Genomic DNA, 20,856 nt, shown 5'->3' on the forward strand with positions numbered 1-20,856 from the left:
CCAGTACGCCGTGCGATCGCGGGTCGACGCATTGCGACGATGACCCGATCTTAAAACGAATCAAAAATATCGCAAATAGATTTTTGCGTATCGATATTCGATACGTTATGATTCGATATCGAATCGATCAAGCCCCCTTGCTCATGGAAACATCGCCCGATCAGTCAAACGACCTGCTGTTCAACCAGTCGCTGGAGAAAGGGCTGAACGTGCTGCGCGCGTTCAGCGCGAAGCGGCGCACGATGACGCTCGCGGAAGTGGCCGACGCGGCGGGGATGACGAAGAGCTCGGCACAGCGGATGGTCTATACGCTCGAGAAGCTCGGCTATATCCGCAAGCATCCGGTCACGCGGCGCTACCAGCTCACGCCGCACGTGATGCGGATCGGCTTCAACTACCTCGCGGCCGATACGCTGATCGACGTCGCGAATCCGTTCCTGTCCGAGCTCACGAACGTGACCGGCGAAACCACCAACCTCACCGAGCCGGACGAGGACGAGATGGTGTACGTCGCGCGTTTCGTATCGACGAAGTTCGTGCCGATCCACATGCCGATCGGCAGCCGCATCCCGATGTTCTGCACCGGCAGCGGCCGCGCGTTCCTGAGCGCGCTGCCGCCCGACGACGCGCGCGCGCGGCTCGACGGCATGGCGCGCACGCCGCACACGCCGCGCACGGTCACAGCGCTCGACGCGCTCGTCGCGCTGCTCGACAGCGCGCGGCACGAAGGCTACGCCACCAACCAGGAAGAACTGTTCATCGGCGACATGTCGATCGCGGCGCCCGTGCTCGGCAGTCAGGGGCAGCCCGTCGCGGCCGTGCATGTGGTCGCGCCGACGAGCCGCTGGACGTTCGACGACGCGCGCCGCAAGCTCGCGCCGGCCGTGATCGACTGCGCGCGCGGCATCAGCAATTCGATCCGGACGCTCGAATAGCGTCTGCGATAGGGAAACGGCAGCGCCGCTGCTTTGCGCAGCGGCGTTCGATCCCTCCTGCGGTTTCCGCGGATTCCCCATCCGACAGGTGCTGTTCGGGCGCAAGACGAGTCCCTTCGTCGCGGCAAACCCCTCGTTTTCCCCGATCCCGTTCACCTTGACTCCGCTTGCCCGATCGTCAACACTTCGCACATCGCAAGTGTGATCACAGATCGCAGATCAAACCCTGGAGAACCCCGCCTTGGCGCCTCGTATCGTCCCGCCCGCACTGAAAGCCATCGAACAGGAAACGATGGCCGACAAGGTCTATCAACAACTGCGCGAAGCGCTGATGAGCGGTCGTTTCGCGCCCGGCCAGGCATTGAGCCTGCGCAGCGTCGCCGAAGCGGTCGGCTCGTCGACGATGCCGGTGCGCGCCGCGCTCACGCGGCTGCGCGCAGAACGCGCGCTGGTCGACGGCCCGAACCGCGCGCTCGTCGTGCCGCCGATGACGCTCGGCATGCTCGACGAACTGCGCGACGTGCGGATCGCGCTCGAAGGCTGCATCGCCGAGCGCGCGTGCGCGCGGATGACCAGCACGCAGATCGCCGCCGTGCGCAAGACGTGCGAGACGATGCAGGCGCACGTCGAGGCCGGTCGCTCGCGCGCCTACCTGCAAAGCAACTTCGCATTCCACAGCGCGATCTATGCGCACGGCGCGAGCGAAAGCACGCTCGCGATCGTCGAGAACCTGTGGATGCGTGTCGGGCCGTTTCTCAACATGGTCGCGCTCGACATCCCCCACATGCAGCGCTCGATGGACGCGCACCGCGCGATCGTCGACGCGCTCGAACGGCGTGACGGTGCGGGCGTCCGGGCCGGCATCGCACTCGACATCGGCGGCGCCGCGCACGATCTCGCCGAGACGCTGCGGACCGAACAGACGCCGCGGTCAGTGAACGCGAAGCCGTAGCGCCCGCTTTCCGCGGCTGCCCGATCGCACGCGGCCGCATCCGACAACACCAACGATGGAGACAACCCGGCATGACAGCTTCCGAACTGCTGAAACCCTACGACGGCCTGCGTGTTCTCGTGACAGGCGGCGCAGCGGGCATCGGCCTCGAGATCGCCGATGCGTTCGCGGAGTGCGGCGCGCACGTTCATGTATGTGACGCATCGCAAGCCGCGATCGCGGCGCTCACCGACCGACCGTCGCGCGCCGGGGCCGGCGCGATCAGCGCGACACTGGCCGACGTATCCGATCCGGCCGCCGTCGAGCGCGTGTTCGCCGATGTATCGGCCACGCTTGGCGGCCTGGACGTGCTGGTCAACAACGCGGGCATCGCGGGCCCGACGGGTGGCATCGACGAGATCGATCCCACGCAGTGGGAGCAAACCGTCGCGATCAACCTGAATGCGCAATTCCAGTTCGCGCGCCTCGCGGTGCCGCTGCTGCGCGAATCGAAGCACGGCGGCGCGATCATCGCGCTGTCGTCGGTCGCGGGCCGGCTCGGCTACGCGTTCCGCACACCGTACGCGGCGACCAAGTGGGCCGTGGTTGGCCTCGTGAAGAGCCTCGCGATCGAGCTCGGGCCGCTCGGCATCCGCGTGAACGCTATCCAGCCCGGTATCGTCCGCGGCCCGCGGATGCGCCGCGTGATCGATGCACGCGCGCAGCAGCTCGGCATCGGTTACGACGAAATGGAAAAACGCTATCTCGAGAAGATCTCGCTGCGGCGCATGACCGATCCGGCCGAGATCGCCGCGACCGCGCTGTTCCTGTGCTCGCCGGGCGGACACGGAATCACCGGGCAGGCGATTTCCGTCTGCGGCAACGTCGAAGTGCTCTGACGCCCCCCTGCATCGCTCACCGAAAGGAATCCATCCGTGGCAAACGCTCGCAAAGTCATCATCACCTGCGCGCCGACCGGCGCGATCCATACGCCGTCGATGTCGCCGTACCTGCCCGTGACGCCGCACGAAATCGAGACGGCCGCCGTCGCGGCCGCGCAGGCCGGCGCGGCGATCCTGCACCTGCACGCACGCAACCCGTCCGACGGCAAGCCAACGCAGGATCCGGCCGTGTTCGCCGAATTCCTGCCGCACATCAAGGCGCAGACCGACGCCGTGATCAACCTCACGTCGGGCGGCAGCCCGCATATGACGGTCGACGAACGGTTGCAGCCCGCGCTGCATTTCCAGCCGGAGGTCGCGTCGCTGAACATGGGCTCGATGAATTTCGGGCTGTACCCGATGCTCGAGCGCTTCCGCGAGCTGAAGCATCCGTGGGAGCGCGAACATCTCGATAAGAGCCGCGACCTCGTGTTCAAGAACACGTTCGCCGACATCGAGACGATCCTCACGCGCTGCGGCGCGAACGGCACGCGTTTCGAATTCGAGTGCTACGACATCTCGCACCTGTACAACCTCGCGCATTTCGTCGACCGCGGGCTCGCGAAGCCGCCATTCTTCGTGCAAAGCGTGTTCGGCCTGCTCGGCGGGATCGGCGCGCACCCGGAAGACCTGATGCACATGCGCCGCACGGCCGACCGCCTGTTCGGCGGCGACTACGTGTGGTCGATCCTCGGCGCCGGCCGCAACCAGATTCCGCTCGCGACGATCGGCGCCGCGCAGGGCGCGAACGTGCGCGTCGGGCTCGAGGATTCGCTGTGGATCGCACCCGGCAAGCTCGCGGAATCGAGCGCCGCGCAGGTACTGAAGATGCGACAGGTGCTCGAAGGCCTGTCGCTGGAGATCGCGACGCCGGCCGAGGCGCGCGCGATGCTCGCGCTCAAGGGCGGCGACGCGGTGAATTTCTGATCGCCGGGTAGCGCCCCAACACCAGGACCCGCAAGCGCAGTGACAAGGCGCCGGCCCGAGCCGGCCGGCGCCAGGACGCCCATCATCGCCCCGCTCCGTTCGAGCGCCGCCGGCGCGGCTCCGTCGTCTGCCCATCCGCTGCATGCATGCACGCAGCGGCATCTGCCGAACGCGGCGCACCGTGCTTGCCGTGCGCGCCGGTTCGCCCTTACCGGAGTCGTCCGCATGTCCACTCAACACGCCCATGCCCTGCCTTCCGCCGCCGGCGACGCGAGCGCGTCGCTGAACCGGCTGCTGTTCCGCAAACTCATGCCGCTGCTGATCGCCGCGTACGTGATCAGCTTCCTCGACCGCACCAACATCGCGTTCGCCAAACACTCGATGGGCGTCGATCTCGGCATTTCATCCGCTGCGTACGGGCTCGGCGCGGGCCTGTTTTTCCTGACCTACGCGCTCTTCGAAATCCCGAGCAATCTGATCATGCATCGCGTCGGCGCGCGCTTCTGGATCACGCGGATCATGATTACGTGGGGCGCGCTATCGGTCGCGATGGCGTTCGTCAGCGGCGAAACGTCGTTCTACGCGATGCGCCTGCTGCTCGGCGCCGCCGAAGCCGGCCTGTTCCCCGGCGTGATGTTGTACCTGACGTACTGGTTCGGCCGCGAGGAGCGTGCGCGCGCAACCGGCTTTTTTCTGCTCGGCGTGTGTATCGCAAACATCGTCGGCGGGCCGCTGGCCGGCGCGCTGATCGAACTCGACGGCACGCTAGGCTTCCACGGCTGGCAATGGCTGTTCGTCGTCGAAGGAATCCCCGCGATCCTGCTCGCGTTCGTCGTGTGGACGCGCTTGCCGGATCGCCCGAGCACCGCACCGTGGCTCCCACCCGAAACCGGCCGCGCGCTCGAGCGCACGCTGGCCGCCGAACAGGATGCGGGCGTCGCCACGCACGGCGGCCATACGTTCGGCGCCGCGCTGCGCGATCCGCAGATCTGGCTCGCGATCTTCGTGTACTTCTGCCACCAGTTGACGATCTACACGGTGATCTTCTTCCTGCCGGGCATCATCGGCGCGTCGGGGCGCTTCTCTCCGTTCGCGGTCGGGTTGCTGACTGCGCTGCCCTGGCTCGCCGCCGCGCTCGGGGCTGCGACGCTGCCGCGCTTCGCGCGCAAGTCGCGTCATTCACGCCGGATGCTGTGCGCGGGGCTGGGCGTGATGGCGGCCGGGATGGTCGGCGCCGCGCATACGTCGCCTGTCGCGGGGCTCGCCTGCGTGTGCGTGGCTGCGTCGATGTTCTTCGTCGTGCAGTCGATCGTGTTCACGTTTCCCGCGTCGCGGCTCGCCGGCAGCACACTGGCCGGCGGGCTGGGGCTCGTGAATACGTGCGGATTGCTCGGCGGCTTCGTCGGCCCGACCGTCGTCGGCGCGATTGAACAGGCGACCGGCAATGCGAAGAACGGGCTGACGCTGCTTGCAGCCGCGCTCGTCGTCGCGGCATTCGCGAGCCTCGCATTGCGTCACGGACACGAGCGTTCCGAAGCGGAATCGCACGGTTGACGGCCGCGCGCGATGCAGGCGCCGAACCCCGTCCGTATCGCGCGTGGCTTCGTCAGAACAGATACATCCCCGCAACGAACACCACGCCCGAGAACAGCAGATCAAGTTGTGCTCCTCGTTTCCTGATAGGGACGCCCGCGCGCGTGTCGTTCGTTGTTGGTCGGCGCGGAAACGCGCGGATTCTTGCACAGAACGGATGAACGCACTCCGGAGCGCGCAGTGGCGCTCGCTTGGCCGCACGACGGGAAAACGGGAGGAAAACAGCGACAGGCGGCTCGATCGGCGCCGCCTGCAAAGATGACGGATGTGCGCGCTAGCGGGCTGCGGTCGCCGTCGTGCTTACTGTATCGACCGCACTCGCCCGCCGCTCGGCCAGCCGCTGCGCGAACCGGTACGCAACGAGCGACCCGGCCACCGCAAGCAGCATCGGCACGAGGCTGTCGTGATTCGCACGCGTGAATTCGAGCAACAGCACGACCGCCGTAATCGGCATCTGCATCGACGCGGCAAGAAACGCGGTCGCACCGACGAGCGCGCATCCGCCAATCGACGCGCCCGGCCACACGAGACTCCACAGCCCGCCGAGCACGATGCCGAGCAGCGCGCCGTTCGCGAGGCCAGGCGTCAGCAGGCCGCCCTCTGCGCCCGCGCGCAGGCTGCCCGCCTCGATTAGCACCTTCAGCACGAGCAGCACCGCTGCAAGACCGATCGTCAGCGTGCCATCGAAACTCAGCGACGCCGGCCCCTTGCCGTTGCCGAGCAATTGCGGAAACCGCATCGCGAGCATGCCGATCGCCGCGAAGTTGACCAGCGCGAGCACGGGCAGCCGCCAGTCTTTCGGCGCGTTCGCCCGCGCACGGGCCGTGAGCCGCACGAAGCCGTACGCGGCGAAGCCGAACAGCGGCCCGCAGACGATCGACCATGCGACGAGCGGCGTGCTCAGCGCGAACGCAGGCACCGTGTACTGGTGTTCGTTGCCGAGGCCGATCCAAGCGACAGCCGCCGCGATCGTCGACGTCACGACCGCGACGATCAGCGCGCGCAGTTCGAACGTGCCGAGCAGCACTTCGAGCACGAAGATCGCGCCGCCGAGCGGCACGTTGTAGACGGCCGCGAGGCCGGCGCCGGCACCGCACGCGACCATCAGCCGGCAGTCGTCGGGCGTAAGCCCCGCACGATGCGCAAGCCGTCCGGCGAGCAGCGACCCAATCTCGCGCGGCGCGACTTCGCGGCCGAGCGGCGAGCCGAGCGCGACAGTGACGATCTGCAGCAGCGCGTGAATCGTCGTGCTGACGAAAGGCATCCGCGGATCGGCTGCGCGCACCGCGCGGCGGATGCTGACCAGCGGCCGGCCGTACCGGTAAAGCGCCCACCAGCCGCCGCCGGCAACGATCCCGCAGACGATCAGCACCACGAGCCTGCGCCGCGGATCGGCATCGGTCACGCCGGTGAGGAAGCTCTCGGTGCCGATCACGTGCGCGACGCTGTAGCCGTACGCGACGTGCTGGATCGCATGCAGCAGCAGCGCGAGCAGCATGCCGCCGAGCCCCGCGCCGACGCCGGTCAGGATCGTGACGGCAGCCACGCGTGCGAACGGACTGGCGGGCGGGGAAACGGATGCGGGAGCGGACGGGAGATCGAGGCGCATGAGGTCGACGAACAGGGATCGAAAGGACGGCGCGCAACATGCGTGCCGTCATCAGGACCGCATCGTAGGCCTGCGCCCCTCATGAGACAAACGTATTTTTCGAATCGACTCATGCATTTTGTGAATGCATAAGCACGGATGGCTTGTAACCGCCTTCCGCCTCAACCCGATCAATCCGGATAAGTGACGCGCTCCGGTTTGCGCCGCATGTATGGATGAAAAGCATCGATGCGTGCGCGCACCGCGCATCAGGACCAGCCTTCGAACGACAGGCCGGTTTCGGCAGCCGCTTGCTCGGGCGTGACGTCGCGCACGTGCTGGCCGAACGTCCACACATGCTGTTCCGGATCGCGCGCGCGATAGGTGCGGTCGCCATAGAACTGGTCGGTCGGTTCCTGCAGGATTTCCGCGCCGGCCTGTCGCGCGTGTTCGCAATGCGCGTCGAGGCCGTCGGCAAGCTGCACGTGCACGCTCTGTGTGTTCCTGCCGCCGATCTCCTGCGGGCTCGCAACGAAATCGGCCCAGTGTCCGCCGATCATCACGACGCCGCCGCGATGCGTGAGCTCGGCATGTGTGACGTCGCAGTCGGGCGTACGGACGACGATGCCGCGTGCGAAGCCGAACGCGCGCTCCAGCCATTCGAGCGCGGCGTTCGGATCGCCGTAATACACGGCGACGCTGATCGGCGGATGGCGGTCGGGCTGGCGCATCGTATGTCTCCGGTCGTGGGCACGAGCGACTCATTCTCCGCGCGTCGCCCGTACCGATCAACCGTCGTGCCGCGCCCCGCGCATGTTGCAACGGCGCGACAGCCGAGTCGCGCCGAACAGATGCAGCGTTCGGGCCATCGCGCATGAACGACCTGCGTCGGGCGCGCGCGGCCCGTCGTGTCAGTTTTGTGAAGGACTCTTGCCGGATCCGGAAAGGTGCGCTCGCGGCCCCAACGGCCTTGCGCGCGCCGTGCATTCCTATACTTGCGCCGAACTTTTGTTTCCAGTCCCACACGCAGGAGCGTCACCATGAAAAAAACCCTCATCGCCGGCGCATGCACGGCCGCGCTGTTCGCACCGCTCGCTCACGCACAGAGCTCGGTCACGCTGTACGGCCTGATCGACGCCGGCATCGCATACACCAACAACGTGAATGGCGCGTCGCAGTGGCGCATGGCCAGCGGCACGATCAACGGCAGCCGCTTCGGCCTGCGCGGCAGCGAGGATCTCGGCGGCGGCCTGAAGGCGCTGTTCGTGCTCGAAAACGGCTTCAACGCGAACAACGGCGGGCTCGGCCAGGACGGCAAGCTGTTCGGCCGCCATGCGTATGTCGGCCTGAGCCAGGCCGGCTACGGCACGCTGACGCTCGGCCGCCAGTACGACACGATGGTCGACTTCGTCGCGCCGCTGTCCGCGACGGCCGGCGACTTCGGCGACGCGGGCTTCGCGCATCCGTTCGACAACGACAACCTGAACCACTCGCTGCGCATCAACAACGCGGTCAAGTACACGAGCGATTCGCTCGCGGGCTTCAAGGTCGGCGCGATGTACGCGTTCTCCAACTCGACGAACTTCAGCGCCAACCGCGCATACAGCGTCGCGGCGAGCTACACGAATGGCCCGTTGAAGGTGGCCGGCGCGTACCTGCAGATGAACGGCACGAAGGGCTCGACGAGCGCGAGCCCCGGCGCGACCGATTCGGCCGAAGCGAAGAGCGTGAGCCAGGGCGGCTGGTCGATCGGCTCGGACCGCATGCGCACGTACGGCGGCGGCGTCAGCTACGTGTTCGGCCCGGCGACCGTCGGCTTCGTCTATACGCGCTCGCAGTACGACAACACGGGCTCGTTCGGCTCGACCGGCCAGGTCGCGTTCAACAACTACGACGTGAACGTGCGCTATGCGGTGACGCCGGCGGTCAGCCTCGGTGCGGCTTACGTGTACACGGATGCCAGCGTGTCGAACCCGGACAGCAAGCACGGTACCGATCCGAAGTGGCACCAGGTCGACCTGCAGGCCGTGTACAAGCTGTCGCGCCGCACCGACCTGTACGCGGAAGCGATGGTCCAGCATGCGTCCGGCCGCGGCTACCAGGCGTTCATCAACACGTCGGGCGGCGCATCGAGCACGGCGAACCAGGTGGTCGGCACGATCGGCATGCGCACGCGCTTCTGACCGGCGTGAGGCAACGTCGCCCGCCAGCGACGAACCCGTGTTCGCATACGGGTTCGTTGCCGCGGGCGACGTGCGCCAATGTTGTTCCATCTGGAAGGCAGCCTGCCTGGAATCGGGGTTTTTGCCGGTGCAAGCGCTGCGTAGACTCGTATCGAAGCTCCGGGTCGCGCATCGCGCGTCGAACCGGCCACCTACCCCTTGCTCAGGAAAACCTCGTGAAATCGCTCGTCGTTACCGCCGCCGCTGCCGTCCTGCTTGCCGCACCGGCCCTGTCGTTCGCCCAGTCGGCGAAGTCGCCCGTCACGCGTGCGCAGGTGCTGCAGGAACTGATCGATCTCGAGTCGGTCGGCTACAACCCGGCGCGCGGTGAAGTCGGCAACTATCCGGAAGACATCATGGCGGCACAGGAACGACTGCAGGCAAAGCGTCTCGCGGAACGGAAAGCCGCTCAGGCCGCATACGGCCCGGCCGGCGCGCCGGCAACCGAATCGGGCGCGGCGGCGAAACCCGCGCTGTGACGACATGACGAAGCGCGTCGCCCGCATGAATCGTGTCCCGCGGGCGACGCGCATGTCGCGTGTGCATGACGAAGCCTGTCGCGCGATCACCGGCCAACGCAATATATCGACGTGCCGGTGCGCGCCCAGCGCTCAGGCGGCCTGCGGCTCTCGGCCGATCGCGTTCAGCATCTCGACGTCGCGCGCGATCATCCCCGGCACCTGCGCGCGCAGCATCTCGACCCAGGTTCGCACCTTCGCGTCGACGAAGCGGCGCGACGGATACAGCGCATACACGTTCATCTTCTGCAGGATATGCGCGGGCAGCACGCGCACGAGCGTGCCGTCGCGCAGCGCGTCGATCGCCGAGTACAGCGGCAGCATGCCGAGCCCGATGCCGTCGCGGATCGCGAGTGCGAGCGATTCGGCCGTATTGGTCTGCACCGGCCCAGCCACGTGGATCTGCTCGACGCCTTCCGGCCCTTCGAGTACCCATTCGTGCGTCGGGAACGCGGGCGTACACAGCGTCAGGCACGCGTGCGCGGCGAGATCCTGCGGACGGCCCGGCGCGCCGTGTCGTTTCACATAGTCGGGCGACGCGCACAGGATGCTGAACGTCGAACCGAGCAGGTGCGACACGAGTTCCGAATCGGGCAGCGACGACGCGGTCACGACGGCCATGTCGTTCGTGCCGTCGAACAGGTCGGGCATGCGCTGCGACAGCGACAGTTCGATCGACACGTCCGGGAACTGCGCGTGATAGCGCGTCAGCGCGGGCAATACATAGTGATGCCCGACACTCGCGAAGCTGTGCATGCGCAGCACGCCGGCCGGCCGTTCGTGCGCGCAGCTCGCCTCTTCTTCCGCGCGGTCGACGTCGGCGAGGATCTGGCGGCAACGCCGCAGATAACTTTCGCCGGCCGACGTCAGCGCGAGGCGGCGGGTCGAGCGATTCATCAGACGCGTGCGCAGGCGCGCCTCGAGTTCCGACACCGCGCGCGACATCGCGCCCGTCGTCGAATTCAGCGATTGCGCGGCCGCGGTGAAGCTGCCGGTCTCGACGACGCGCGAAAACACCCGCATGTTTTGTAGGGTATCCATTCCTGTGAGCAACCTGTAGCGGAGCCGCTATTTTCCTCCACGTGATGCGACAGATTGTTGCTCCGGCTGCAACTATCGTTTCCCCGCAACTGCGTTAATGCGCGGGCGCCGCACTCCTACAATCGGCGCCTCACCAGTCGAACGGACCCGTTCGGATGCGCCGCGGCACCGTGCCGGGCCCCGCACCGGTCCCCTCTTTTCATGAAGCCACAACCTGCGATCGAGCGACCTTCCATCGAACCGGCACGATGGCGATCATGGCTCGATCCGCTCGGCGACGCGGCACGCGACTGGGCCGCCAGCGACGGGCTGATCTGGCTGCACCTCGCGAAAACCGTGTTCGCGGCGCTCCTTGCGATGGGCATCGCGATGCGTCTGGAGATGTCGCAGCCGCGTACGGCGATGACGACCGTGTTCGTGCTGATGCAGCCGCTGTCGGGGATGGTGTTCGCGAAGAGTTTCTACCGCGTGCTCGGCACGGCGGCCGGCCTCGTCGCCGCGCTCGCGCTCGGCGGGCTGTTCGCGCAGCAGCCCGAGTTGTACATGGCCGGCATCACGCTGTGGATCGGCGGCTGCATCGCGCTCGCGGTGCGCAACCGCCACTTCCGCTGGTACGGTTTCGTGCTCGCCGGCTACACGGCCGCGCTGATCGGTCTGCCTGCCGTGATGACGCAGCAGACGCTGTTCCAGTCCGCGCTCACACGCGCCGCGGAAGTCGCGCTCGGCATCGCGTGTTCGGGCGCCGTCAGCGCTTTGATCCTGCCGCTCAGTTCCGCGAAAGCGCTGATGCGTTCGCTGAGCACACGCCATACGACGTTCGCGGCCTTCACGGCCGGCGCGCTCGCGGGCGACGTCGCACGCGGCGATTTCGAGCGGCGCTTTGCCGATTTCGTCGACGACATCGTCGGCTTCGAAGCGAACCGCGCGTTCGCGTCGTTCGAGGATCCGCACATTCGCGCACGCAGCCGCCGGCTCGCGCGTCTGAACAGCGAGTTCATGAACGCATGCACACGGCTGCATGCGCTGCACCAGCTCGTCAAGCGCCTGCGCGCGAACGGCTCGGACGCGGTGCTCGATGCGCTGGCGCCACACATCGACGCGCTCGCGCAGCGGTTCGCCGCATTGCGCGACGAGCGGCAGCGCGGCATCGCGCCGGCCACCGGTGCGATGCTCGAACTGCGCCGTTTCCACAGTGCGTTGCCGAAGGCCGCGCGCGAGTCGCGGCGGATCATCGAGGAACACGCGGCCGGCGGCCTGCTCGACTTCGATACGGCGATCGAGCTGCTGTACCGTTTCATCGGCGAATATCTCGGCTACGCGGACACCTACGCGTCGCTCGACCAGGACGATCACGCATTCGAGCGCACGGTCACGCATTACGCGGTGAAGACCAATTCGTTCTTCGTCGGCTTCGCGTTCCTGCGCACGGTCGTCGCCGTCGGCGCGATGAGCGCGTTCTGGATCGCGTCCGAATGGCCGAGCGGCTCGCTCGCGGTAATCGCCACCGCGATCGCGTGCGCGCTCAGCTCGACGTCGCCGCGCGCGCCGAAGTTCGTCGCGCAGATGGGCGTCGGCGCGGCATTCGCGACCGCCGTCGGCTACCTGTTCCTGTGCTACGTGTATCCGAACATCGACGGCTTCCCGCTGCTGTGTGCGACGCTCGCGCCGGTGCTCGGCCTCGGCGCGTTTCTCGCGATGCGGCCGGGCCTGTCGGGCTACGGAATCGGCTTCGCGGTGTTCTTCTGTCTGCTCGCGGGCCCCGACAATGCGATCGCGTACACGCCCGAAATCCTGGTCAACAACGGGCTGGCCATCGTCGTCGCGATGCTCGCGTGCTCGATCGTGTTCGCGGTCGTGTTCCCCACCCACATGCCGTGGCTCACGGGCCGCATCGCGCACGACCTGCGCCGCCAGGTCACGCTTGCATGCGAAGGCGCGCCGGACGGCCTCGCGCAGCGCTTCCAGTCGAGCACGCACGACCTGATGGCGCAGTTGCGCACGCTGCTCGTGCGACGCACGCGGCAGCATCGCGACGCGCTGCGCTGGATGCTGTCCACGCTCGAGGTCGGTCATGCGGTGATCGACCTGCGCGACGAACTGCACGCGTTCTGCGAATCCAAGCCGCCGCAGACGCTGCGCTGGACCGGTTCGATCGATGCGGTGCTGCACGAGCTGCCGCGCTTCTTCGACGATCCGACGCCCGGCCACCATGCGCGCACGCTGAAATCGGTGAATCTCGCGATCCGCGCGGCGCAGCACACGCTGCAGGCGTGGTACGCGGTGCCCGACGCGCGCCGGCGCATGCAGCGGATCGTCGGCTGCCTGCACTTCATGCGCAGCGCGCTACTCGACAAGGATGCGCCGTTCAACCGGCATCGCCATTGAACATCGGTGCGCACGCAACGGGATCCTTGTTCCGGATGGAAATAAGCTCTACAGGCGTGGTGATTAATCTTTAAGCAGTGCGAGCCTATAGTTTCATCACTGCCAGCGAGACTGGCACTCACCCAGGAGAAACAAAATGAAGCCGCTGCACCTCGCCCTCGTTGCCCTGTCGCTCACCGCTGCTGTCGCCCATGCACAGCCCGCGCCGGCCGACGTCGCACAGCAACAGGCGAACCGCGCCGAAGCCGTCAAGGCCGCAGGCCGCGTCGATCGTGCGCAATCGAAGCAGGAAGATCCGAACGCCTGTGTCGGCCCCGTCAGCTTCTGCAACATCTACTTCGGCAGCTGAGCATGACGCTGCGTCGTCACGGCAAGGCCCGCATCGCCCGCATCGAATCCGCGGGCGGGCGGCGCACCGGCCGATCGCCGCATCGCCGCCCCGCTCCACGCCGCTTCGATTGAAGCGGCGCATGCCGTTTCAGGCGCCGCGCCCCGGCCGCCACCCCACTTCGCGCAACGCATCCAGCAAGCGCGCCTGCCCGAGCCCCTCGACCCGCGCACCGCGCGATTCGACGTCGCCACCCGCGACGAGCGCGTTCACGATCGCTTCCTCCACTGCCTCCGCCGCCGCGACGAACAGCGCGGAAATATGGTCGTTGTTGACCATCTTCACGCCGGTGGTCGGCGCGCCCTTGCTGCCGTAGTTCGCTGTCGGCAGCCCGTCATTGCCGGTTGCAAATGCAAGGAAGATGTCGCCGCTCGAATCCTCGGTGCCGCCGCCGACGCGTGCGAGCCCGACGCTCGCGCGCTGCGCGAGGCGCGTGCACTGATGCGGCAACAGCGGCGCGTCGGTCGCGATCGTGACGACGATCGAACCCATGCCGGCCTCGCCTGTCGCGTCGGGCACGCGGAACGGCGAATGCACGTGCCGCAGCACTTCGCCGACCGGATAGCCGGCCACGCGCAGCATCTCGCGCACGCCGTAGTTGGCCTGCACGAGCGCGCCGACGGTCCAGCCGCCCGCATCGGCCGCGAGCACACGCGACGCGGTGCCGATGCCGCCCTTGAACTCGTGGCAGATCATGCCCGTGCCGCCGCCCACGCCGCCTTCGGCGACCGGCCCCGACTGCGCGGCGGCCAGCGCGCGCAACACGTGCGCGGCGTTGACGTGTTGCCCCCAGATGTCGTTCAGCAGCCCGTCGTAGGTTTCCATCACGACCGGCATGCACCAGTACACGCGGCCGGCCGCCGCTTCCCGCTCGTTCGCGACGAGCGCGTCGCGCACCGCGCCGACGCTGTGCGTGTTCGTATAGGCGATCGGTGTCGTCAGCAGGCCGGCCTCGCGGATCCATTCGAGCCCCGTCGCGTCGCCGTTGCCGTTCAGCACGTGCACGCCCGCGAAACACGGCGAATCGTGCGCGGCGCCCGTACGCGGTTCGATGACGGTGACGCCGGTGCGGATCGATGCGTCGCCGTTCTCGACGTTCAGCGTGCAATGTCCGACCCGCACGCCCGGAACGTCCGTGATCGCATTGAAGCGGCCCGGCGTGCCGAGTCCGATGCGGATGCCGAGATCCCTCGTGCGCATGATGCAATTCCTCCAGTCTTTCAATGGTTCGGTGTTTCGGTGTTGCAAGGTGGCGATCCGGCGTTCAGAGCGCGCGGAATGCTTCGCTGTGGCGCGCCCAGACGACATACATCACGAGTGCGGCGACCAGCAGCCCGGCGATGATGATCAGGTCGGTCGGCTTCGTCGCCGTCGCCAGCGTCGTGTAGAGCGTGTATGCAGCGCCCGCTACCGCGACGAGCGGCGTCACGGGCCACAGCGGCATCCGGTAATGATGTTCGACGTCGCGACGCACGAACCGGCTCGCCAGTGCGGCCAGCCCGACGACCAGGTAGATCAGCAGCAGCAGGTCGACCGTGAACGCGGTCAGTTCGTCGAGGCTCGACACGAACACGAGCCCCGCCGACGGCACCGCGAGCGCGATCGTCGCGAGCCACGGCGATTCGAGGCGCGGATGGATCGTCGAGAATGCACGGTTGCAGGTGCGCGACCAGAGCGCGTGCCGGCCGCTGCTGTACAGCAGGCGGCCCATCGTGATCACGATCGCGATGATCGCGTTGAACACCGACAGGAAGATCCCGGCGCTGACCACGCGCGACACGGCCGGATTGCTCAGCGAACGCACGACATAACCGATCGGGTCGGCACTCTTCGTGAGTTCGGTCAGCGAAGGCGCGCCGAGCACGATCGCAGTGAGCGGCACCAGTTCGACGACGAGGATCACGAGCAGCGAATAGATCACCGCCTTCGCGACGTTGCGGTTGCCGCCGCGCAGGTCTTCGGCGAGGTAAGCGGCGGAGCCGAAGCCGTTGTAGCAGAAGATCGCCGTGCCGATCGCGGGCACGATGGCCGCGAGCGTCGCCGGCACGAGCGCATTGCCGCTCGCGACGACCGGCGCGACCAGCACGTCGGCGCCGCGATGCAGCGAGCCGAAACCGAGGCCCGCGATCAGCATCAGCACGCCGATCTCGACGACGAGGAACGCGCCGGTGATCCACGCATTCGTCTTGATGTTCAGCATGCCGAGCAGGTAGCTGAGCAGCACGATCGTCAGCGCGACGGACTGGTTGCTGAAGTGCGTGCCGAGCGCGTTGTTCAGATACGGCGCGGCGCCGCTCGCGAGTACGGCCGGGATGAACACGCTGACGGACAGCACCGTGATGAAGGTCAGGTAGCCGGGCAGCGTGCCGAACACGCGCTTGGCCATCACGTACTCGCCGCCCGCGCTGCGGTGCGCGGCGCTGAGCTCCGCATAGCAGAGCGCGAACGCGAGCGCGAGCACGCCGCCGAGCAGGAACGACAGCACCGCGCCGCTGCCGGCCTGCTGGATCGCAAACGGCGCGATCACGAAGATCGAGCTTGCGGGCGTCACGCCCGACACGGTGATCATCACCGCGTCGCGCACGCTGAGCGTCTGCGACAGCGCGCGCGGCGCGTCTTCCGTTGCAGGCGCCGCTTGCAGCGTGCCCGTCGATTCCGACATCATCGCCATCTCGTTCTCCTGTGCTGCACTTTTTTGAACGCCCATACTCGGGCCCGACTGATTGCGTGGCAGTCTAGGAAGCCAATTTCAGGACCGCTATTCCCCCTTCGTGTTACGCCTTTCCGGTGGTGGTATGGATCGTCTCTTTTCCGAAATCGCGATGCACCAGGCGCTTGGCCGCGCAATCGATCATCTCGGCCAGCCGCGCTTCTGGCGGTTCCTGGTGCTGCTGCTCAATGAAATGGCGCCGTTCGACAATGCGCTCGCGACCGCAGTCGGCCGCGACGGCGTGCCGCTCGTGCTCGACGAATACGACACCGGCGGCACCGACACCGCATCGCCGGTGCCGCTTTACCTGAACGGGTTATATCTGCTCGACCCGTTCCTGCAGGCCGCGCACGACGGGCTCGCCGACGGCTGCTACCGGCTCGAGGAAGTCGCGCCCGACCTGTTCAGGCAAAGCGAGTATTTCCTGAGCTATTTCCGCGATGCGGTCGGCGACGACGAGATCCAGATCCTGGTGCGGCCGAACGCCGACACGCTGCTGTCGCTGTCGCTCGGCGCGGCCGCGCGCTTCGACGTCGAGCCGCTCGGCAAGCTGACGGCCGCAATGCCGTGGGTGCTCGCGACGATCCGGCAGCACTGGCGGCTGGTGGGCGACACCGCGCGCGTGACGCCCGACGCCGATCTCGGCGTGCGCGTCGAGCAGGCGCTCGCACGCTTCGGCGCGGGCGTGCTGACCGATCGCGAGATGTCGATCGCGAGAATGGTGCTGCGCGGCAATTCGTCGAAGGCGATTGCAGAGCGGCTCGCGATTTCACCGGAAACGGTGAAGGTGCATCGGCGGCATCTTTACGCGAAGCTCGGGATCTCGTCGCAGCCCGAGCTGTTTTCGCGGTTCATCCAGGCGCTGGGAGAAGATGCGGCCGGATGAGCGCATCGAGCAGCACGGATGGCAACGGGCGCGGAATCGTGCACTATCCGTGAATCGCCGCAATCCGTGCTCATCGGGGGAAGCACACGCGGATGTTCCGTCGACAACCAGGCTGCCCGGTTTTCGGGCAAGGCACGGTCATGCGCAGCGTCCTGCTACCGCCACTTTGCGCCGAGTTGCGCGAGCCCGGCGTTCCGGAGATCGTCCGGCAGCATCACCACGCGGAACTCGCAGTCTGCATTCAACATCAGGAACCACGGCTCCGCGAGCGCCGGGATCTGCGACGGGTCATCCAGATTGACGATCACGACCGCCCCGCGCCCGCCGCTCTGCTCCGTGAAATACACGGCCTCCGGCTTGACCGCTTCGAGTATTCGCGAGATCACGTCGCCGACGCTGCCGTCGCGCACCAGCGTGTTGAACGGCTCGTGAGGGATTCGTATGTTGAGAAGCATGCGCATGACCATCCTCCTTGGGCTCCGCCCGGCGTGGGCCCTTCAAGCATAGGTGCTGCGCGACGCCGCGCCAGTGGCGCCGCAAGCAGTTGCCGGCACGCATTCACATTCCGACGATTCGATGACACCGCGTCGCGCAAACGGCAATCGCCCGCGCGATGCAGGCCGGGTCGAATCGACCTCTTACGCCCCCATCATGCGGAGACCGTATCGGCCGCCAGCCCCGTCGGTTCGATCGCCAGATGCAGCGCCCGCTCCGGCCGCAGCGTCACGTTCAGCACCGCGCGCGGCGCCGCCATGCCGGGCGGCACCGACAAAACATGACGCTGCAGGATCATTGCGGCCACAACCGTCATCTCCGTCATCGCCAGATGCTGCCCGAGGCATACGCGCGGGCCCGTGCCGAACGGCATGTACGCGCCGCGCGGCAGCGCCGGCGCATCGTCGGCGAAACGCTCCGGACGAAACGCGTCGGGCTCCGGAAACCATCGCGGATCGCGCTGCATCAGCTGCAGCGGCAGCATGAACAGCGTCCGTGCGGGAAACTGCCATGCGCCCAGCGCGACCGGCCGCGATGCACGGCGGCTGATCAGGATCGGCGCGGACGGATACAGGCGCAGCGTTTCGTCGAGCGTCTGCGTCAGGTAGCGCAGCGAAGATCGCGTCTCGGCGGATGGCGCGCGACCGCCCAGCACGCGGGAAACCTCGTCGCGCGCGGCGGCTTGCACGGCCGGATTCGTGGCCATGCACCATGCCCACCAGGTCAGCGCCCCGGCCGTCGTCTCGTGGCCGGCCAGGAACGCCGTCATGCATTCATCGTGCACGGCCTGCAGCGGCCATTTCCGACCATCTGCCCGATGCAGCCGCAACAGGCGCGACAGCAGATCGTCGGGCCACGTGCGCTCCGGCATGTCGACGCGAGCACGCAGTTGCCGGTCGATCAGCCCGTTCAGCACCGCCGTCGCCCGAACCTTGCCGCGCTTCCACGGCATCCAGTCCGGCGTGCTCGCCGGCTGGTAGAACGCTGCGTCGGCCGCGGCGCTCACCGCCCGCACCGCATCCTCGGCGGCACGCGCATCGTCGCCGATCGTATCGGAGAACATCGTGCGCATGATCACGTCCATCGCCAACGACGTCAGCGCGCTTTCGATCGGCCAGTCCGGATCGCGCGCGGGCCACTGCGCGAGTGCATGACCGGCCGTCGCCGCGATCGCCGGAACGAACGCCTGAACCGGCTTCGGCATGAAGTTCGGTTGCAGCGCATGCCGCTTGTCGCGCCACGCATCGCCCTCGGCAACCAGCACGCTATGGCCGTGGACCTGCGCAAAGATGCGGATCGCGCGCTCCCAGCGCCCGAACGCGTCGTGATGCGTGACCAGCAGCTCGCGCACGAGCGCCGGATCGGTCACGACCACGGCGTGCTCGGGCCACACGCGCAAGTGCACGAGGTCGCCGTATTCGCGCTGCCAGCCGGACAGCGTGCCGATCAGGTCGCGCGACATCTTGCGCAGCAGCCCCCACCCCGTCAGGCCGGCACGCGGCCCCGGCGGCCATACGCCGGGCGGGTGAAGCACGGGCGCCGGTGCAGCGGCGCCCGCATGGAATGGACATTGGGAAGAGGATCGTGTGTTCATGCGCCGGATTGTCCGCGTCGGCGAGCCGGCGGTCTTGAACGCAAACGACATCGACACGCGTGCGGCCGGTCCCTATACTTCGGCGTCATGTTCTCCGGACCGCCATCGATCCCGCCGTCATGCCCCGATCCGCTTGCGCGCGCACCTCGTGTGTCGAGCGGCGGACAGTCGCCGCATGCGCGGCTGCATCCCGCGCCGGCCGCGCTGCAGGGCGCAGTGGTCGCGATCGTCCTGCATGACACGCGCGGCTTCGCGTTGGGCGACGCGCAGCGGCTCTCGCACTTTCCGGCCACGCCGCTCGTCTGCGTGTCGTGGTATCGGGATCTCGACGTGGGCTTCATCGAACCAACGGCCGACGGCCCGCAATGGCGCCCCTTCGGTGCCTCGGCGACGCTGTCGGGCAGCCACTCGGCCCCCACCGTCGCGTGGGCGCCGACGGGCGGGCTGATCGGCATGATCTGTTTCAACGCCGATGCGGCACGGACGCTGTTCGGCATCGCGTTGCCTGACATCCACGACCGCGTGCTCGACGCGCACGCGTGCCTCGGCCGCGACTGGCACCCGCTGCTCGATGCGCTGATCGCCGCGGATCGCGACGCCGACGCGCTGGCGGCAATCGATCGCCACCTCGCGCCCCGCTGGCAGGCGCTTCGGCCTGCGACGCCGCTGTCGTCGCTCCGCAACGCGGGGCGTAGCTGGGTCGAGCGCCTCGCGCTGCAGGCGCGCGAATGGCGCGGCACGCACAGCCCGCGCCAGGTCGAACGGCGCATCAAGACCTACAGCGGCCGATCGCTGCGCGAGTGGCAGGCGCTCGTCAGGACGGAAAGCGCGTTCTTCGCGGCGCGCGACCGGTTCGAAGCCGGCGCCGCGTTCAACTGGGCCACGCTGGCGCTGGACGAAGGGTTCGCCGACCAGGCGCACCTGAGCCGCGAGGTCAAGCGCATCACGGGATTCTCGCCGAGCGAATTCACGCAACGCTTCATCGACGACGAATCGTTCTGGATGTACCGGCTCTGGGTGTGACGCGGCGGCGGATCCCGCTTTGGTCATTCGTTTCGCGATGAACGACCCGCTTGCGTCCTCCGCTCAATCGCGCGGTTCGACGAAACCGCCTTCAGGCGCAGCGTGCGGCACGTTCCAGCCGAAGTACACCTCGGCCTCGACGATCCGGCCGTCGCAGATGCGCAACCGCTCCGCGTTCCTGAACCGCTTGCCGCCGCTCGTTTCAGCCTCGTACACGACGAATACGTGCTCGCCGCGAACGACGACGTCGACGAAATCGAAGCGCGCCAGCGTCACGCTGTTCGGCCAGCAGCGCCGGAAATACGTGTCGCGGTCGAGCCGGTTGTCGAGCGGGCTCGTGAAATGGAAGTCCGGCGTGATCAGCGCTTCGATCGCGTCGCGGTCCTTGTCGGCATATGCGCGATAGCAGGCGCGTGCAACGGCGCCAGGTTCGTTGCTCGGTTCCTCAAGCATCGTCGTGTCCTCCTCGAAGGGTCGGTGCGAGCCTCGCTCGCGCGGGTTCCGGTGTTCCGGTGGAACGCGCCCGTTACCCTCCACGTCGAGCCGCATCGGCCGACAGCCCGCTGCCTTCCATCGTATGCCGGCAATGCCGCGGTTGCCCGATTCGGCGGGCACGGGCATGATGTCCGCGAACTCGCCGGCCGCTTTTTCCGCCGATGCACGCCGACCTCGCCGCACC

At 67.5% G+C, this 20,856-nt stretch carries 19 protein-coding genes; 11 read left to right on the forward strand and 8 right to left on the reverse strand.

Annotation, left to right across the window (positions count from 1 at the left end):
- Window positions 1-143 precede the first annotated feature (143 nt).
- The 5 genes from ABD05_RS28805 to ABD05_RS28825 all read left to right on the forward strand — a co-directional run bounded on the left by ABD05_RS28805 (window position 144) and on the right by ABD05_RS28825 (window position 5,288).
- On the forward strand, window positions 144-935 hold the full coding sequence (locus tag ABD05_RS28805) for an IclR family transcriptional regulator (RefSeq protein ID WP_047903337.1): 792 nt from the start codon (window positions 144-146) through the stop codon (window positions 933-935).
- Between the two features lie 241 nt (window positions 936-1,176).
- Window positions 1,177-1,887, forward strand: a complete 711-nt coding sequence (locus ABD05_RS28810) for a GntR family transcriptional regulator (RefSeq protein WP_047903338.1) — start codon at window positions 1,177-1,179, stop codon at window positions 1,885-1,887.
- A 71-nt stretch (window positions 1,888-1,958) separates the two neighbouring features.
- Complete coding sequence (locus tag ABD05_RS28815; protein WP_047903339.1) at window positions 1,959-2,765, forward strand: SDR family oxidoreductase; 807 nt, start codon at window positions 1,959-1,961, stop codon at window positions 2,763-2,765.
- A 36-nt stretch (window positions 2,766-2,801) separates the two neighbouring features.
- Window positions 2,802-3,734 (forward strand): 3,5-dioxohexanoate:acetyl-CoA acetone transferase, encoded by a 933-nt coding sequence (kce, locus tag ABD05_RS28820; protein WP_047903340.1) that lies wholly within the window; start codon window positions 2,802-2,804, stop codon window positions 3,732-3,734.
- 225 nt (window positions 3,735-3,959) lie between these two features.
- Window positions 3,960-5,288 carry an MFS transporter gene (locus ABD05_RS28825; RefSeq protein ID WP_047903341.1) on the forward strand — a complete coding sequence of 443 codons (1,329 nt, stop codon included), beginning with the start codon at window positions 3,960-3,962 and terminating at the stop codon, window positions 5,286-5,288.
- Window positions 5,289-5,601: 313 nt separating this feature from the next.
- Here ABD05_RS28825 and ABD05_RS28830 read toward each other — a convergent pair whose 3' ends face one another.
- Window positions 5,602-6,936, reverse strand: a complete 1,335-nt coding sequence (locus ABD05_RS28830) for a chloride channel protein (protein ID WP_047903342.1) — start codon at window positions 6,934-6,936, stop codon at window positions 5,602-5,604.
- Between the two features lie 248 nt (window positions 6,937-7,184).
- A complete protein-coding gene (locus ABD05_RS28835) occupies window positions 7,185-7,646 on the reverse strand; it encodes a VOC family protein (RefSeq protein ID WP_047903343.1) in 462 nt (153 codons plus the stop codon).
- Window positions 7,647-7,955: 309 nt separating this feature from the next.
- Between ABD05_RS28835 and ABD05_RS28840 the strand changes: the two genes are divergently transcribed.
- Together ABD05_RS28840 and ABD05_RS28845 are read left to right on the forward strand one after the other, a co-directional pair.
- The gene (locus tag ABD05_RS28840; protein ID WP_047903344.1) at window positions 7,956-9,098 is read left to right on the forward strand and encodes a porin; all 1,143 of its coding nucleotides are present in this window, start codon (window positions 7,956-7,958) and stop codon (window positions 9,096-9,098) included.
- Window positions 9,099-9,313: 215 nt separating this feature from the next.
- On the forward strand, window positions 9,314-9,616 hold the full coding sequence (locus tag ABD05_RS28845; RefSeq protein ID WP_047903345.1) for a DUF4148 domain-containing protein: 303 nt from the start codon (window positions 9,314-9,316) through the stop codon (window positions 9,614-9,616).
- 132 nt (window positions 9,617-9,748) lie between these two features.
- Here ABD05_RS28845 and ABD05_RS28850 read toward each other — a convergent pair whose 3' ends face one another.
- Window positions 9,749-10,696, reverse strand: a complete 948-nt coding sequence (locus ABD05_RS28850; RefSeq protein WP_047903346.1) for a LysR family transcriptional regulator — start codon at window positions 10,694-10,696, stop codon at window positions 9,749-9,751.
- A 201-nt stretch (window positions 10,697-10,897) separates the two neighbouring features.
- Between ABD05_RS28850 and ABD05_RS28855 the strand changes: the two genes are divergently transcribed.
- A complete protein-coding gene (locus tag ABD05_RS28855; protein ID WP_047903347.1) occupies window positions 10,898-13,081 on the forward strand; it encodes an FUSC family protein in 2,184 nt (727 codons plus the stop codon).
- A gap of 136 nt (window positions 13,082-13,217) precedes the next feature.
- Window positions 13,218-13,430, forward strand: a complete 213-nt coding sequence (locus ABD05_RS28860) for a hypothetical protein (protein ID WP_047903348.1) — start codon at window positions 13,218-13,220, stop codon at window positions 13,428-13,430.
- A gap of 129 nt (window positions 13,431-13,559) precedes the next feature.
- On the opposite strand, the gene ABD05_RS28865 is transcribed toward ABD05_RS28860, so the two are convergent.
- Together ABD05_RS28865 and ABD05_RS28870 are read right to left on the reverse strand one after the other, a co-directional pair.
- Entirely contained in the window at window positions 13,560-14,669 is a 1,110-nt protein-coding gene (locus tag ABD05_RS28865) for a DmpA family aminopeptidase (RefSeq protein ID WP_047903349.1), read from the reverse strand.
- Window positions 14,670-14,733: 64 nt separating this feature from the next.
- Window positions 14,734-16,140, reverse strand: a complete 1,407-nt coding sequence (locus ABD05_RS28870; protein WP_047903350.1) for an APC family permease — start codon at window positions 16,138-16,140, stop codon at window positions 14,734-14,736.
- Window positions 16,141-16,264: 124 nt separating this feature from the next.
- On the opposite strand from ABD05_RS28870, the gene ABD05_RS28875 reads away from it, so the two are divergent.
- Window positions 16,265-17,065: a helix-turn-helix transcriptional regulator gene (locus ABD05_RS28875; protein WP_047903351.1), complete on the forward strand. Its 801-nt coding sequence runs from the start codon at window positions 16,265-16,267 to the stop codon at window positions 17,063-17,065.
- A gap of 155 nt (window positions 17,066-17,220) precedes the next feature.
- Here the strand turns inward: ABD05_RS28875 and ABD05_RS28880 are convergent, their stop codons facing one another.
- Window positions 17,221-17,526, reverse strand: coding sequence for a panthothenate synthetase (locus ABD05_RS28880; protein WP_034191456.1), 306 nt, complete (start codon window positions 17,524-17,526; stop codon window positions 17,221-17,223).
- Window positions 17,527-17,714: 188 nt separating this feature from the next.
- Window positions 17,715-19,154, reverse strand: coding sequence for a cytochrome P450 (locus ABD05_RS28885; RefSeq protein WP_047903877.1), 1,440 nt, complete (start codon window positions 19,152-19,154; stop codon window positions 17,715-17,717).
- A gap of 87 nt (window positions 19,155-19,241) precedes the next feature.
- Here ABD05_RS28885 and ABD05_RS28890 point away from each other — a divergent pair, with 87 nt between their 5' ends.
- Window positions 19,242-20,177: a helix-turn-helix domain-containing protein gene (locus ABD05_RS28890; protein ID WP_047903352.1), complete on the forward strand. Its 936-nt coding sequence runs from the start codon at window positions 19,242-19,244 to the stop codon at window positions 20,175-20,177.
- Window positions 20,178-20,240: 63 nt separating this feature from the next.
- On the opposite strand, the gene ABD05_RS28895 is transcribed toward ABD05_RS28890, so the two are convergent.
- Entirely contained in the window at window positions 20,241-20,630 is a 390-nt protein-coding gene (locus ABD05_RS28895; RefSeq protein WP_047903353.1) for a nuclear transport factor 2 family protein, read from the reverse strand.
- Window positions 20,631-20,856: the final 226 nt, after the last annotated feature.

It is taken from the genome of Burkholderia pyrrocinia, assembly GCF_001028665.1.
In the GTDB taxonomy this organism is placed as follows: Bacteria; Pseudomonadota; Gammaproteobacteria; order Burkholderiales; family Burkholderiaceae; genus Burkholderia; species Burkholderia pyrrocinia.

What these genes read in the sequence shown, in the direction of transcription:
- ABD05_RS28875 (WP_047903351.1), top strand. Translation starts at nt 16,265, where the DNA reads ATGGATCGTCTCTTTTCCGAAATCGCGATGCACCAGGCGCTTGGCCGC.
- ABD05_RS28865 (WP_047903349.1), bottom strand. Translation starts at nt 14,669, where the DNA reads ATGCGCACGAGGGATCTCGGCATCCGCATCGGACTCGGCACGCCGGGC.
- ABD05_RS28890 (WP_047903352.1), top strand. Translation starts at nt 19,242, where the DNA reads ATGTTCTCCGGACCGCCATCGATCCCGCCGTCATGCCCCGATCCGCTT.
- ABD05_RS28850 (WP_047903346.1), bottom strand. Translation starts at nt 10,696, where the DNA reads ATGGATACCCTACAAAACATGCGGGTGTTTTCGCGCGTCGTCGAGACC.
- ABD05_RS28805 (WP_047903337.1), top strand. Translation starts at nt 144, where the DNA reads ATGGAAACATCGCCCGATCAGTCAAACGACCTGCTGTTCAACCAGTCG.
- ABD05_RS28885 (WP_047903877.1), bottom strand. Translation starts at nt 19,154, where the DNA reads ATGAACACACGATCCTCTTCCCAATGTCCATTCCATGCGGGCGCCGCT.
- ABD05_RS28830 (WP_047903342.1), bottom strand. Translation starts at nt 6,936, where the DNA reads ATGCGCCTCGATCTCCCGTCCGCTCCCGCATCCGTTTCCCCGCCCGCC.
- ABD05_RS28870 (WP_047903350.1), bottom strand. Translation starts at nt 16,140, where the DNA reads ATGGCGATGATGTCGGAATCGACGGGCACGCTGCAAGCGGCGCCTGCA.
- ABD05_RS28855 (WP_047903347.1), top strand. Translation starts at nt 10,898, where the DNA reads ATGAAGCCACAACCTGCGATCGAGCGACCTTCCATCGAACCGGCACGA.
- ABD05_RS28840 (WP_047903344.1), top strand. Translation starts at nt 7,956, where the DNA reads ATGAAAAAAACCCTCATCGCCGGCGCATGCACGGCCGCGCTGTTCGCA.
- ABD05_RS28815 (WP_047903339.1), top strand. Translation starts at nt 1,959, where the DNA reads ATGACAGCTTCCGAACTGCTGAAACCCTACGACGGCCTGCGTGTTCTC.
- ABD05_RS28860 (WP_047903348.1), top strand. Translation starts at nt 13,218, where the DNA reads ATGAAGCCGCTGCACCTCGCCCTCGTTGCCCTGTCGCTCACCGCTGCT.
- ABD05_RS28825 (WP_047903341.1), top strand. Translation starts at nt 3,960, where the DNA reads ATGTCCACTCAACACGCCCATGCCCTGCCTTCCGCCGCCGGCGACGCG.
- ABD05_RS28880 (WP_034191456.1), bottom strand. Translation starts at nt 17,526, where the DNA reads ATGCGCATGCTTCTCAACATACGAATCCCTCACGAGCCGTTCAACACG.
- ABD05_RS28835 (WP_047903343.1), bottom strand. Translation starts at nt 7,646, where the DNA reads ATGCGCCAGCCCGACCGCCATCCGCCGATCAGCGTCGCCGTGTATTAC.
- ABD05_RS28895 (WP_047903353.1), bottom strand. Translation starts at nt 20,630, where the DNA reads ATGCTTGAGGAACCGAGCAACGAACCTGGCGCCGTTGCACGCGCCTGC.